This window comes from Pseudoalteromonas sp. MMG033 (assembly GCF_057197785.1).
Genome location: NZ_CM170070.1, coordinates 1,171,240 through 1,186,477, shown reverse-complemented (window position 1 = coordinate 1,186,477; position 15,238 = coordinate 1,171,240). Strand labels below are relative to the sequence as shown.

The following is a 15,238-nucleotide window of genomic DNA, read 5'->3' as shown; positions in this document are numbered from 1 at the left end:
GTTACCCCAAAGCCAAGGTCGCCATGTGATCTTGGCTTTTTCATTTGCTGGCCAGTGTCTAGGCAAGTAAAGCCAGATTCTTGCGTGTTTTCCTTAAAAAAAATCCGACCTTGCTCGTCATTAAAAGACATCCCTAGCGTGTGGGCAAACAATGCCCAATGCAAGGTGCTGTGAAACGCACAGCTTATGCCAACGTGATTGGCTGAAAACACCTAGGGTAAGCACATTATTGGTTAATTCATAATGGGCTGTTTGGATGCAACCCAATGTCCCAAATGGCTCCAACTTTACTGCAAGAGACATTTGGCATGATGCAAAAGTATATTGATGCATATCCGCAGGGCCTTGGCCTGAGTGTTCAACAAAAACAACACCTATCAACACATGAAAACAGTACACCTGCAGTGCACAGTGTATTGGTGCCGATCGCGTCAGATTTAAGCGTGTCAGTGATAAACCAGCGAGCGGCAGACATTGCTCAGCAGCAGCTGATTTTGCAGTTTGCATTTGTGCAAATCGAGGGACAAGACGAGATCCAACAGGTGCCTTTCGAACCTGCTCCATCCGTGTGTGAAGCACTAGACAGTGCTGCGGACTTAACGGCGGTGGAACGTGCCAAGCTGATTCCCGTGTCATTGAATGCAGCGCAGGGACACACTATTCAATTAAGTCACTTTGAGGCTCAGCAACAAGCTTATTTATTGGTCCATGCCAATGCGCTGGCCTTAGATATTGCCAGTGTTTATGAATATATTGATGGATTAGTGCATGGCACAGAGTGTGATGATGAGGTGATCCAATACCCAGACTTTTTAGCCTGGGTGGCAGAGACAAATTCTGCGCCAGAAGCGGCTCAAGGGGCGGCTTACTGGCAGCAAGTGAGCAGCAAATTACAGCAGCTTGATAAGCACTTTCAATTACCTTATCGCAAAGCGCCTGAGGTCAACGATAGGCAAGCACAGCAAAGTCAGACGTACACTTTGGACTCATCGTTATTGCAGCGCATTGATAACTTGGCCGAGCAACTTGAATTGGACGCTGATGTCATATTGCAGGCAACATGGTGGTTATTGCTCGCTAGGATCAGTCAAAATAAGGGCTTTGTCGCCGGTTGTGGCTACGATGCCAGACAGATCAGCGAAGAGCTGGAGGGTGCACTGGGTGTGTATCAATTGCATTTACCGCTGGCCATTGAAGTAAACCCCACACACACGCTCAGTGCGTGGTTGACTCACTTCGACTTCCAAAATGAGCAGCATGTTGAATGGGCTGAGTCCTTTGCTGGCCTCGCCCAATATGGCATAAACACTGCGCCGAGCTGTTTGATGCAGGTATGGCACGGTGAGGTGCAGGGTCAGCTGCTGCGTTTAGATGATGGCAGTGAGCTGCATTTGATGTGTGTGCTGCAAGAAGATGAGGCGATACTTACACTGCGTCATGATAGTCGAGCTTACAGCGCGGATGCTGTGCAGGCCCTGCTTGCGCAATATCAACACTTGTTGATGCAATTGGATAACCAACTTCACACGCCAATCGGTGCATTGTCCATTGCCACTGAGCAAGAGCAACAGCGCCATTTGGGACTTAATCGTCCAGTGACTGATGTGCCTTTGCTGTTTGATAAAATGACGCAGTTTGCGCAGCAAAATGATGTATTGGCACTGACTGATGGGCAGCAAAGCCTTGATTACACAGCACTAGATAACCGTTTGCTGCGCATTGCCCAGGTTCTGAAAAGTAAAGGCGTAGTCAGTAATGACATCGTCACAGTGGCTTTACCACGCAGCTTTGAGCAAGTTTTAGTGATTTTAGCCATTCAACGTTTAGGCGCGGCTTATTGTCCTGTAGATCCGGTGTGGCCCGAAGCACGCCAAGCACAGATCATCTCTGCGGCGGGCGCCTCGTGCCATATTAGTGAGCAAAGCAGTGAGCATGCTTTAGGTTTAGCGGCGCTACTCAGTGAGGCTGAACAACTGACTACCGTGGACAGCATTGCTTTACCTAATGCCCAGCAAGCGGCTTATGTGTTGTTTACTTCAGGCTCGACGGGCATCCCCAAAGGCGTGGTGATTGAGCATGGCCAATTGGCCCATTATTGCTTTGGTTCCAGTGAGGCACTTAACTTGGGGGCTGAGCGCTATGGCTTGACCTCCACCGTGGCGGCGGACATTGGTAATACCTGTTTGTTTAACGCTTTTTATAATGGGGGCAGCCTTATCGTTGCGCCTGAGCAAGCGGTGAGAGAAGGACAGGCCTTTGCGCAATTTGTCACAGCGCATCAGGTTGAGGTGGTGAAAATTGTGCCTTCACATCTGCAAGCGTTATTGGAAGCTGAGCCCAAAGTACTGCCGCAAAAATTAATTTTGGGTGGAGAGGCGAGTGCGCCGACTTTACTACAAAAAATTCATCAACTGAGTCCAAGCACAGAAGTCTTTAATCACTATGGCCCTACTGAGGCGACTGTCGGGGTGTTGTCTCACCAATATCATGACTTAACCAGTTTTGCTGGCACTGTTGCCAAGTTGAGTAAGGTGTTTGCAGGTACCTCGATTTATATTCTCAATGAGCAAGGCGCGCTTTGTGCCATGGGTGAACAAGGTGAGCTGCATATTGCGGGCACGCAATTGGCCCGTGGTTATCTTGGTAAAGGGGAACACGAAGGCTTTATTACTGACAGTTCGTGGGCACCGCGCCTTTACCCTACAGGTGACGTTGCCAGATATATGCCTGATGGCAGCATAAGCTTATCTGGTCGTAAGGATGATCAGGTGCAAATTCGCGGTTTCCGCGTTGAGCCCAATGACGTTGCCGCTGCTGTAAGTCGCTGTCTTACTTCGGTAGGCTGTTATGTTACGGCCCATAAAGTGGCTGGCCAAACCGCGTTAGTGGCTTATCTGACTGGATTCAGCTATCAAGATAAGGCCGCTTTGGGCTTATTGACGGGTGATGTGAACCAATACCTTCAAACCAGTTTGCGTGAACAGTTACCTGAAGCCATGGTGCCGCAGTTTTTTGTGGCGCTTGAACAGTTGCCACTGCTGGCGAATGGCAAGGTTGATCGCAGTCAGCTGCCAGACGTTGCAAAATTACAAACCCACCATTATGTAGCGCCTGGCTCGCAATTAGAAACATGGTTAGCGGATGCGCTGGCAAACATTCTTGAGGTTGACAAAGTCAGTTGTGATGCAAGCTTCTTTGACCTTGGTGGTCATTCACTGGCGGCCATTAAGCTGGTGACGCGCATCAAGCAGCAGCTGTTGATGGATGTTGAGCCGACCTTGGTGTTTGATAATGCCACCATAGTGAAATTTGCAGCGGCGTTAAGCGCGCAGCATAGCAACCCGCAAAAATTAGAAAAAATCGCCATGACGCAATTAAAGCTGGCAACGTTATCGCCCGAGCAGCGCAAAGCGCTGCAGCAAAAACTCGGCTTGGGCAGCTAGTACACGTAATCCATTCAACTTTGTATATGGGAGTCGATGACTCCCTTTTCCTTTTTTCGAGATACACATGAACAACGACGATATTCTTGATGTGCTTGCAGATGAACTGGACCTTGAATTACTTGGTGAGCTGCTTGCTGAGCAACCAGAGGCTGATAACCAGATCCCAAAACACCCAGACACGTTTGGCAACCTGTCTTTTCAACAGCAAAGGCTGTGGTTACAACAGCAATTAACCCCAGAGTCGATTTCATACAATGTCCCCCGTGCCTTTTATATTGAGACGGCTTTGGACATCGACAAACTACAAGCAGCGCTGAACGCTTTGGTAAATGCCCATCAGGCGCTGGCAACGCGCTTTAGCAATGACAATACCCCAAGGCAGTATTTGGTTGAAGATGCACAGGTGCCCTTGTCGATATTGACGTTAGATACATCGTTACAGGCGTGCGCAGCGGTTGATGTGTTGGGCTCGAATATCGTAACGGATTGGTTTGCTCAGCCGTTTGACTTGGGTTGTGCGCCATTAATGCGCGCCGCTTGGGTGGCGTACGGCAAAGGCGGGATTTTACTGTTAGATAACCATCATATTGCCAGTGATGGATGGTCCTTGAATTTAATTTTACGAGATTTAGTGCGGGCCTATTTTGGTGAACCTCTCTCACCAACTGGGTTGCGATATTTAGATTACGCCCAGTGGCAGCGCGATGCCCTTGCGTCCGAAATGGGGCAGCAAGCGTGTTCATATTGGCAAGACTATGTGAACTTTGAGCCGCAACATCTTGCACTCCCCAAAGCGGAACAAGCGAGCGATGAGCGCTATGCCGTGGTGGCAAAAACGCCGTTATCTGCCAAGCAAACCCGTGCACTGAGACAGCTTTCTCAGCAACATAACCTGACGGTTTCGTCGTTAATGATGGCGTTGTATCAGATAGTGTTGTCGCGCTTTAGCGACGTACAGCAGTTTTTATTGGGTGTGCCGACGGCTGCCAGAAATCATCCGGATATTAGCGAAATTGTTGGCTTTTTTGTCAATACGCAGCTGTATAAGAATGAGGCATTGCCCGAGCGTACCTTGGTGGAGGTTGCCCGCGCGGTACAGCAGCATACCCTGACTGTGATTGAGCATCAGCTGATCCCATATGAATGGCTGGCTAGGGAGCTTGGCTGGCAGCAAATGGGTGAGCAAAGTCATTTCCAAGCCATGTACAACTTTTCAGAGTACAAGCCCAGTAGTGATGGCCCAATGCCGCTGCCACTGACGCCCATTGTGGTCGACAAGTTTGAAGCCAAGTTTCCGCTTTCGTTAGAAGTGATTGAGCAAGCAGATAGCTTATTGATCCAATTTGAAGGCGATCCAAAATACTATGACATGCCTGTGTTGGAGCGCTTGTTGGCATCTTTTGTGGCATTTTGCTCCAAGCTGACCAGTGCACCAGATGTTGCGCTTGGGAATGTGGTTGCAGATGCGATGCCAGTAAAAGCTGAGCAAGTTGTGCCAGCCGCGGATTACTTGTCTTTATTGGCGCAGAACTTTGCCACACATCAGAACCACATTGCCGTATCTGATCTGCAAGGCACGTCATTGACATATGCTGAGCTTGATACACGCAGTGCGCAATTGGCCAATTATCTATTAGCTGAGGGCTTGCAAAGCGAGCAAAAAGTCGCGCTGATGTATGAACGTGATGTGGATATGCTGGTGGCCATGTTGGCAGTACTGCGTGCTGGTGGCGCTTATGTGCCTGTAGACCCCAAGTTACCGCAATCACGCATTGACTATATCCTCTCGCACAGTGGTACGCAGCTGGTGCTGCACAATCTCTCAGCATCAGTGGATACAGAGGTTGGTCAGTGCAATACAGCGACGTTATCTTTGCAAGGTTATGCTGATACGGCCCCAGCTATCACGATTCACCCTGCGCAATTGGCGTATGTGATTTATACCTCGGGCTCGACAGGTAAGCCAAAAGGGGTGGCCATTAGCCATCAAAACCTCAGTAACTTTTTAGCGGCTATGCAGGAAAAATTTGCTTTGCATCGTAAAGATACGGTGTTGGCACTGACGTCCTTGTCGTTTGATATTTCAGGCCTTGAGTTACATTTGCCGCTTTATGTGGGAGCGAAGGTATGCATTGCTCAGCAGCAAAGTGAGCTCAGTACCGCCATCTTGGCGGACGTCTCTGTGATACAGGCTACGCCAGCGGGATGGCGTGCCTTACTGGCGCAAAACTTAATTGAAAAACCCGTACTGGGCCTGTGTGGGGGGGAGGCACTCCCCGCTGAGTTGGCTGCCGAGCTACTCGATAAGCAAGTGGCCCTTTGGAACATGTATGGACCGACAGAAACCACCATTTGGTCTTCTTGCCAGCAGGTTGTGGCGCCTGATATTCACCTTGGTGAAACCGTGCGTGCGAATCAATTTTATGTTTTGGACAACGCTTTAAACCCAGTGCCAGGTGGTGTTGCTGGTGAGTTATATATTGCGGGTGATGGCCTCGCTCGTGGCTATTTAAATCGTCCTGAACTCAGTGCCGAGCGTTTCATTGCTAACCCGTTTTGCCACGCGGGCAGCCGTTTGTATCGCACCGGAGACTTGGTGAAATACAACCACGCAGGCCAGTTAGAATACTTGGGGCGCACCGATCATCAGGTGAAAATCCGTGGTTTTAGAATTGAACTAGGTGAAATTGAAGCGCACTTTTATCAACAACCAGCTGTGACTGAAGCCGTGGTAATCGCGGAAGAGTTACCAACCGGCACGCGTTTGGTGGCTTATGTGGCAGGGAGTGGGCTTGAAAGCAGTACCCTACAAGCACAGTTAGCAGCCCAATTGCCACCGTACATGGTACCAAGTGTGATCATGGTATTGGATAAATTGCCCCTGAATAACTCAGGAAAAATTGACAGACATGCTTTGCCAAAAGCACATGACGGCCAAAGTGAAAGCTATGTTGAGCCTGCGAACGAGCAAGAACAGCAATTGGCCGAAATTTGGCAAACCGTCCTTAAGACCTCACCGATTGGCCGTGAAGATGACTTCTTTACTTTGGGCGGTGATTCTATCAGTGCACTGCAATTGGCCAGTCGCATCAGTGAGACGCTAGAGTGCAACTGCACAGTAAAAGATGTATTTGATGCGCCCAATGTGGCAGCTTTAGCCTCGTTATTAAATAAAGTAGACAGTACTCAGCGACCTCAACTGGTCAAAGTCGCAGCTCAGCCGAGTTATGAATTAGCACCAGCGCAGCTGAGCTTGTGGTTATCGGATCAACTGGTCAAAGCGCAAGACAAGCACGCGTTTAATATTTCAGGTGCGGTCACACTCCGTGGCGCGCTGGATGTTGATCTGCTACAGCAAGCGTTTGACTTAGTGATTGCACGCCATGCCTCGTTGCGCATGCGCTTTGTTGAGCACTTGGGTGAAGCCAGTATGCAAGTCAGTGAGCAGCTTGATTTTAAACTGGCGGTGGAGGTACTGACGGATTTAAATGAAGGCGAGCGCACAGCGCAAAGCCAGCAACTGCAGCGCGACTTTGAAAATCAGCCATTTGATTTGACAAAAGCGCCGTTGCTGCGCGCCCTGCTTATTCAGCTTGGAGAAAGCGAGTATCAACTGTCGGTCAGCACACATCATATTATTTCCGATGGCTGGTCGATGAGCGTATTGATTGGCGACTTGGCTACGGCATATCAGGCACTTGCTAGTCAGCAGCCACCAAGTTGGTCGCCATTACAGTTTGATTATGTGGATTATGCCAGCTGGCAGCAAACGCTACTCAGTGGTGAGTCCGGGGACGCGCTGAGAGCTTATTGGCGCGACCATTTAGCCGCGGCACCGGCAAACAGTGCATTGCCAAATCACTACCCACGCCCTGCGCAGTTGAGTAATGAAGGGGGGTTAGTGGTTGGCGCATTTGACGCAGATCAAACCAAGCGCTTAAAAGCCTTTGCCAGTGAGCAGCAAATATCACTCAATGCCTTACTTTTATCTGGTTATTTCTTGTTCTTACATGCCATCAACGATAAGCCAGATGTGGTGGTTGGCAGTGACTTTGCAGGGCGTGATAACCCAGCGCTGGAAGCCTTGATTGGCTTTTTTGTACGGGTATTACCACAGCGTAGTCAGCTTGATGAAAACTCTTTAATTATTGATTTTATTAAACAAACACAAGATTTATCACTGCAAGTGATGGCCCATCAAGCGCTGGGCTTGGAGTCATTGACTGAATTAGTGGACGCCCCAAGAGTGAACAATATTCAACCATTAGTACAGCAGTTATTTGTCATGCAAAACACCCCGCAGCAGCAGTGGATGATGGATGACATTCGTCTTGAACCTGCCGATAGTCTCAGTGCGATTAGCAGTAAATTTGACAGTGCGCTTTTCGTCATTGAGGCGGATGAGTTGCAATGCCAGTGGGTGTTTAGAAAACAACTTTATAACCCTGAGAGCATGCAGCAATGGTTGGGGCGTTGGCAGCAATGCGTATTGCAACTCATGGAGATGAGCGAACAGCCTGTTCGCAATGTAATTTCGCCAATGATTCAGGAATTTAAAACTATGCAAAAAGCCGCCCGCGGAAATTCATTTTCAGGATTAAAGAAAGGTCTAAAAAAACGTGCTAAGGCACCAGCTGCACCGATAAAAACGTATTTTTTACCAGATACTGAGCAATTTCCTATTCTCGTAGAGCCGACGTCCCCTGATCTTGACCCAATTAACTGGGCAAGCAATAACCGAGATGTGATTGACGGTTATTTAAAGCAGTACGGCGGGATTATTTTCAGAAACTTTGCGCTGCAATCTCCGCAAGAGTTTGAGTCATTTGCCGATGCGATCCAGCCGGGGTTATACGGCCAGTATGGCGACTTGCCGAAAAAAGAAGGCGGCAAGAAAACCTATAAATCGACGCCTTATCCTGAGCGTCAGATGATTTTGTATCACAATGAGAGTTCTCACCTAGACAAGTGGCCGCGCAAGCAATGGTTCTTCTGTGAGTTGCCATCTGTGGTTGGCGGTGCGACGCCGATTGTGGATTGTCGCCGTATGCTTAAAGAGTTACCACAAGAGCTGGTGGAAAAATTTAAAGCCAAAGAGCTGCTTTATGTACGTAATTTTATTCCGAATCTGGATGTGGCTTGGCAGGACTTTTACAAAACTGACGATAAAGCCGAGGTAGAAGCACGGTTGGCTGCCAGTAATACCGAGTTCCGTTGGCTAGACAATGGTGGCTTGCAAACGCGTACTAAAACCCATGGCGTGATCAAGCACCATCTAACGGGTGAAGCGTCTTTCTTTAACCAAGTTCAGCTGCATCACGAGTCTTGTTTAGAAGAGAGCGTGCGCAAAGACTTAATAGAAATGGTTGGCCACGAGTACTTACCTCGCAATGTATTTTTTGGTGATGGGACGCCGATCAGCTATGAAGAAATGGCTCTGATCGGTGAAGCGTACGAGCGCTGCGCGGTGCGATTTGCTTGGCAAAAAGGCGACGTGGTAATGCTTGATAACATGTTAGCAGCCCATGCCCGTGACCCTTACGAAGAACCAAGAAAAATCGTTGTTGCGATGGGGGATATGGTATCCCAACAACAATTGGCTGATGCCAACACAGCGCAAGCAGAGCAGGAGTGCCTAGCATGATCACAGAGTACATCGAAGAATATCAACAAGGTGTGGTACTGACAGCAAACCAGCAGCGCTTTGTCACTGAGGGCGAAAACACATCAGCACTGGTACAGTTATTGGTGCCTTGCTCAAGCAGTTTGCAAGAGATCCAGCGCTATGCGGATGAGCTGGTGCAATCTCATTTAAGTTTGGCTTCAAATTATCAGCAAGTTGCAGGCTTCAAAGGCCTACGTGCTGTACCAAGTCTTGATGCCAAAATAAAAGTGGATAACATTGAGTGGACACAGGTTGGTGTGCCAAGTTTGGCACAGCTGGCGGTGATTTTTCCCGTTGAGATCGCACCTCATTCGGGCTGCAATCTTCATCTGACTCACATCAATACGCCAGAGCAAAGTTGTCTGGCGCTGCGCGGTTTTGCCGGTGCGTTGGACTTATCATCATTGGAACTCGTCGCTGCTATTATAGCTGGTCAACCGGATGATGAAGAAGCGCTGCAGTTTCCTGATTTTGTTGCCTGGCAGCAAGAGATGTTACATGACGAAGATGGCCTAGCAGGCCAAGTGTACTGGCAAAACTATTTAACAGGGGATATCCCAGCACCATTGCAGTTGCCTTACAACATGGGCACGGTCAGTGAAGGTGAGCGCAGCTACACGCAAGTTCAAAATGAGATTGATGCTGCGCTTTGGCAAGGTGTTGAACAGTTTGCAGAGACATTGGAAACTTCAGCACAGAATATTGCGCAATATGCATGGTGGTGGTTGATGGCGCGTTTAGCAACGACGCCGCGTTTTTTGACCGCACTGCATTATGATCCCCGTCTTGAAGATGAAGCATTTGAAGGCGCACTGGGCCGATATGCGAAAAGCTTGCCGCTTATCGTTGAATATCAGCCAGAGCAGAGCCTGCACAGCTGGTTAGGTGCCCTAAACGAGCAGTGTGAAAATCATCGTCAGGTGGCGCAGAGTATTTCTTTGGCGCAGCTCAAAACTGCACTCAATACGACAGATGCCGTACTGCCGCTGCATAGCGCGCAGCCTGATTGGCAGGTGAGTCAGCATCACGCACTGAACTTAGCGGTATCTCAGCAGGGCACGTTGACATTAAATTACTGCCAAAATAGTTTTTCTGCAGCTGCTGTGAGTAGTTTACTAGCGCAATTGACTCAGGTATTGCACGTTATTCACTCTGCCGAGGTGCATACACAATCTTCTGAGATCAGCATATTAAGTGATGACCATAAATCACAGCTGTTGGCCATCAATGGTGTGCAATTGGCAGCACCTGCTGAAACAGTGATCGCACGTGTCGCGGGCTTTGCCAGCACAGATGCTGACTCTGTGGCACTCACTGATGCTAACAGCACACTTACTTACGGCCAGTTGTGGCAACAAGTTGAGCGCATAGCAAAGGGATTAAAGGCCAGACAGCCTGATTCAATACAGCCGATATTACTCTTGCTGCCAAGAAGCACTGATTTAATTGTGGCGATGCTTGCCAGTATGCGGGCAGGGTTTGGCTTTGTGCCATTAGACCCAAGCTGGCCGCAGGCACGTATCGACAAGGTCGTTGCCCAGTTTGATAATGCCACCCTGATAGCAGAGTCAGCGCAAACAGGCGTGACAGTGCAGGCATTGCAAGCAGACAGTGATGTTGTGTTGCCAACACTTGCGTCACTTGAAACCAGCTTGGCGTACAGTATTTTTACATCTGGCTCGACGGGCACGCCAAAGGGCGTGCGTATCGGCCAGCAACAGCTGAGTGCCTATTGTGCGGCATCCTGTGAAGCACTGGGTTTATCAGAGCAAAATAACTTTGCACTGACAGCGACCGTGGCAGCAGATTTGGGGTATACCTGTTTATTTAATGCGTTATACCTTGGCAAGCGGTTGTGTATTGCCAGTGAAAAGCAAAGTATGGACAGCACAGAGTTTGGGGCGTTTTTATCTGAGTATCAGATTGATTGCATTAAAATCGTACCTTCTCACTTACAAGCGCTGTGCGACTTAAAAGCACTGCCTTATTTCCCGCAAAAAATTGTACTAGGTGGTGAAGCCTGTCCAAACACCTTCTTGCGTTCACTGCAGCAGTGGGCGCCGCACAGCGAAATTTACAATCACTATGGACCAAGTGAAGCGACCATAGGGGTGATGTGTCATCGCTATGTGGCTGGCGACGGTGGTGTGGCTAAGCTCAGTCAGGTTTTTGCAGGTACAAATACGTATGTGCTCAACCAAACAGGGCAGCTGTGCAGTTATGGTGAAGTGGGCGAGCTATTTATCGCTGGTGCGCAGTTGAGCGAAGGATATTTGGGCCAGCCAGAACATCCCGCTTTTACCGAGCACAGTGAATTGGCTCAGCGCGTATATGCCACAGGCGATCTCGCCCGCTACATGCCGGACAATTCAGTGATGATCTTAGGACGTAAAGACGACCAAGTGAAAGTACGTGGCTTTAGGATTGAGCTAGGTGAAGTAGCTGCCTGTATTGAGCAGCTAGAGGGTATTGAACACGCGCTTGTGGTTGCAGATAAAGTGGATGGACAAGTGCGTTTAAATGCCTATTTGATTGCCAATCAGTATGAAGATGGGGCACTTGACAGCGACGCGACGCAAGCACTTAAAAGTGCATTGTCACACAGTTTACCTGAGGCGATGATCCCTTCTGCCTTTATGGTGGTGGCACAGTGGCCGAGGTTGGGTAATGGTAAGATTGATCGCAAGGCGCTGCCTTCATTTGCGAGTCAAACACTGGCTTATGAAGCGCCGCAAGGGGAGTTAGAAGAAAAGCTCGCTGCGGTGTTTGCAGAAGTATTGGAGCTAGACAAAGTCAGCCGTAGCGCGTCATTTTTCCAATTAGGTGGCCACTCCATTGCGGCCATCAAGTTGGTTAAGCGCTGGGCCGATAGAGAGGCGTCAGATCTGCACTTTGATTTAGGTGTGTTATTCCAAGCACCGAGCGTTGCTAAATTGGCCGATGTGCTCAGCACAGAGGCAACTGAGCAGATCACACCATTGAATAGCCATAAAGCAGGTAATCGTCAGGTTATCTGTTTCCACGATGGCTTAGGGTTATCCCTGAGTTATCGTGCATTGGCAGAGCATTTGAATGATCAGGTCAACTTATTTGCCCTTGAACCAAATAGTGCGGATCTTGCTGTGGATGATTTTGATGCGTTGGCGCAAAGCTACGCGGACAAGCTCATCTCGCAATTTGCTGGGCAGCCTATTGAGTTGTTGGGTTGGTCTATGGGCGGCTTATTGGCAGCAAAAGTGGCAACCTTGCTGGAGGCAGCAGGACAGCATGTCACACAATTGTACTTGGCAGATTCGTGGATCCCAACCGCGCAAACACGCAATGTCTCTCAGTTAGATGCAATCAGCGAATTTTTAACGCTGGTGGTGGATCATGGCGGCGAGGCGTGGACGCAACGCATAGACGGTTACTTTGCGCCTCTACTTGCTGAAAACGAGCTGGACAGCCGCACGTTAAGCGCACATTTACGGGCATTTTGGCACTCTGCTGCTGACGCGTTGCCGCTGCCTTACAATGCGATCACCGCGCAGCAACTGGCGGATACTTTTATCAAGAGTGAGCGCTTGAAAGCACTGCGCGCGGTAAAATGCACCTTACCAAGCCTGCCTAAACCATTGCCAATACATGTCTTGTGGTCAAAAGAGCGTTCGGCCAGTGACATTGATGTGTACAGTGCAAAATTGACGAGCAATGGCGCGTCAATGCTGGTTGAACAGCTAGATGTTGGACACCAAGAAGTGGTGCGTCATCCGAAGTTATTGAATGCGGTTGCGACTCAAATGAGCTAACGCTTTCCTCTTATAAATAGGCTGACTTATAGGGGCGTTTGGGTAACAAACGCCCCTTTTCTTGTTTTTTGTCTTATTTTTATAAATTTTTAGCACTGCTTCTCGTCCTGCCAAATGGTGTGGTTTTGGCTGTCAAAAACTGACTTTAAATGGACAGCCTGAAATAAACAGGAGGGAGTTTATGGATAAAAAAACGCTAACCCGGCTAACCAAACAGCATTCCGTTTTAGGGGCAATCAGCGCCTGTATTCTCACTATTGTTTTTGTCTGTGGTAGCTTACTTTTTTTCCGAGGGCAATTGCTAAACTGGCAGTTTGCATGGCATCAAGATCAACATGTTGAGCGTGATATGTCATGGCAAAGCGCAGTCACTGATCTGATGACACAAATCCCTGATTTTGCGCAGCAGCGCATTACCTTAACAACCGACCCTCAGCACCACCACTTATTTCAAATTTACGTCGGTCATGACGACCGGCTGCTTTATAACAATCAAACGCAACAACTTTTTGGTCAAGACAGCGCACAACAGCAAGCTGCGGCAGACTTTTTGTATTTTTGGCATATCAACTTTATGACGCATATCGGCACAGATATCATAGCGTTAGCCTGTATTTTCTTGATTATGGTTACTATCAGCGGCATTTGGATCCGCTGGCGTGATTTGGTGAAAAAGTTCCATCAATATCGTGCTAAGGGCAAATCTCGTGATGTGTTTAAAGACAGTCATGTGTTGTTGGGCTTGGGTGTGTTGCTGTTTATGTTGATGTATGGCTGGAGCAGCGCTTATTTTAATGTTGGCTATGAGATAAATGCGCCGATATACCATAAATATGCTGATAAAAGTGGTGAAAGTTATTGGGATGAGCTCGGATTTCCACGTAAACCGGACAATTATGACATGGACGCTAAGCTGAGCGCAGAGCGCCTTAATCAAGTGATCACTGATTATCAACAGGCATATCCTGATATGCGGATTGCGCGCTTTGATATCTATCCTGGGCCTTGGATACGTTTGCGCGTAAGTGGCGAGTCTGATCGCAGTTTTGAGTTTGTCACCGCCTTTTATGATGTGCACGGCAATTTGCTTTATGAACCACATCGAAGGCCTGTGAATGATGTTTATAACATCATGATCCAGCTACATGAAGGGCATTTACTCGGTAAGTCTTCCCACTTATTGTATTTCATCCTGTCTTTGATGGCGATTGCCGCCATGTTAATTGGAAATTTGTATTGGTTGGCGATTAGAGAGCCCAAGCGTGCTGGACAAGTCTTATTTCGCTTGCAGCGCGCATGCTTAGAGGCGGGCACCTGCGGCGCATTATTTGCAATTGCATTGCTGTTGGTTTGCACTCGATTATTTAGCCAAGGCGAGCCATTAACTGCGCTGACAAATCAGTTGATTGTGATTGTTAGTTTACTCGGCTGTGGTTTATTGACGGGCTACTTTAAGCAGGCAAAAGAGTCTGCCCATATGGTACTGCAGATCGCGGGTGTATTGTTTTTAATTCTGCCTTGTATCGATGTGATACGCCTGCTGTTAGGGCATGAGATTTATAGCTTTGTTAGTAAAGATTTACTCACAGCAAATATCGTTTTTATTGCTTTGTCTGGTTTGAGCTTTGGCTTAGCAACGATTGTGGTGCGAGTCACAGACAAAGTGAAAAAACGCACAATAGACTTGGAGCCTGCTAATGATCGCCTTGCTTAGTTTTTTGTTAATTGGGTTTGTACTATTTGCCTGTTCCAAGTATTGGCCTTATCGCAAACTTGCAGGCGTAGTAAAGGTTTCTGAGTCTATGACACCATTGCGTATGTTGGCGTTGAGTGTGTTGGTACTGAGTGTTTTTTATTACTTTCAACTCGGCTTTATCGCGGCATTATTTTTGGTGTTGTTTGCGCTGAGTATTGGTTTACCTGTGGTTGTGATGATGGGCCATCACCGTGGAACAACGCCCATACTGGTATTACTCATCTTAGCGGCTTTTGGTGGAGTACTGTGATGCGGGTATTAAACGTTGCGGTTCTATTGGGGTTATTGGTTGGCTGGCTGCTGGTACGAGGCAGTATTTGGCTAAGTTTAGATCTATTTGGTTGGGATTTTCATACCGTAATCACAGTGACAGAATTGCTGAGCATTATTGTGATTGCAGGTGTCGCTTTTCACTTTTCGATGCAAGCAAATTATAAGGCTATCTGTTTGCTTGCCGCCAAGTACTTAACGCCTATGGCTGGGCTATTTATTTTGTTATTTGGCATAAACTTAATTCACTAAATTATGATAAATATCAGCAGTATAAATATAATCATAAATATTTTTAAACTGTAAATAATTG

General features: G+C 48.1%; 6 protein-coding genes. All 6 read left to right on the top strand.

Annotated elements, in window-relative coordinates; all coding sequences use genetic code 11:
* Window positions 1-266 precede the first annotated feature (266 nt).
* Window positions 267-3,443 carry an AMP-binding protein gene (locus tag AC2CZC_RS05335; protein WP_484584078.1) on the top strand — a complete coding sequence of 1,059 codons (3,177 nt, stop codon included), beginning with the start codon at window positions 267-269 and terminating at the stop codon, window positions 3,441-3,443.
* A 67-nt stretch (window positions 3,444-3,510) separates the two neighbouring features.
* Window positions 3,511-9,090: an amino acid adenylation domain-containing protein gene (locus AC2CZC_RS05330; RefSeq protein WP_484584077.1), complete on the top strand. Its 5,580-nt coding sequence runs from the start codon at window positions 3,511-3,513 to the stop codon at window positions 9,088-9,090.
* Window positions 9,087-12,899 (top strand): AMP-binding protein, encoded by a 3,813-nt coding sequence (locus tag AC2CZC_RS05325; protein WP_484584076.1) that lies wholly within the window; start codon window positions 9,087-9,089, stop codon window positions 12,897-12,899. The genes AC2CZC_RS05330 and AC2CZC_RS05325 overlap by 4 nt, the downstream gene beginning before the upstream one ends.
* Before the next feature lie 181 nt (window positions 12,900-13,080).
* Window positions 13,081-14,613 carry a PepSY-associated TM helix domain-containing protein gene (locus AC2CZC_RS05320; protein ID WP_484584075.1) on the top strand — a complete coding sequence of 511 codons (1,533 nt, stop codon included), beginning with the start codon at window positions 13,081-13,083 and terminating at the stop codon, window positions 14,611-14,613.
* Complete coding sequence (locus AC2CZC_RS05315) at window positions 14,597-14,905, top strand: hypothetical protein (protein ID WP_484584074.1); 309 nt, start codon at window positions 14,597-14,599, stop codon at window positions 14,903-14,905. Before AC2CZC_RS05320 ends, AC2CZC_RS05315 begins: the two co-directional genes overlap by 17 nt.
* On the top strand, window positions 14,905-15,177 hold the full coding sequence (locus AC2CZC_RS05310) for a hypothetical protein (RefSeq protein ID WP_484584073.1): 273 nt from the start codon (window positions 14,905-14,907) through the stop codon (window positions 15,175-15,177). The genes AC2CZC_RS05315 and AC2CZC_RS05310 overlap by 1 nt, the downstream gene beginning before the upstream one ends.
* The last annotated feature ends 61 nt before the right edge of the window (window positions 15,178-15,238 follow it).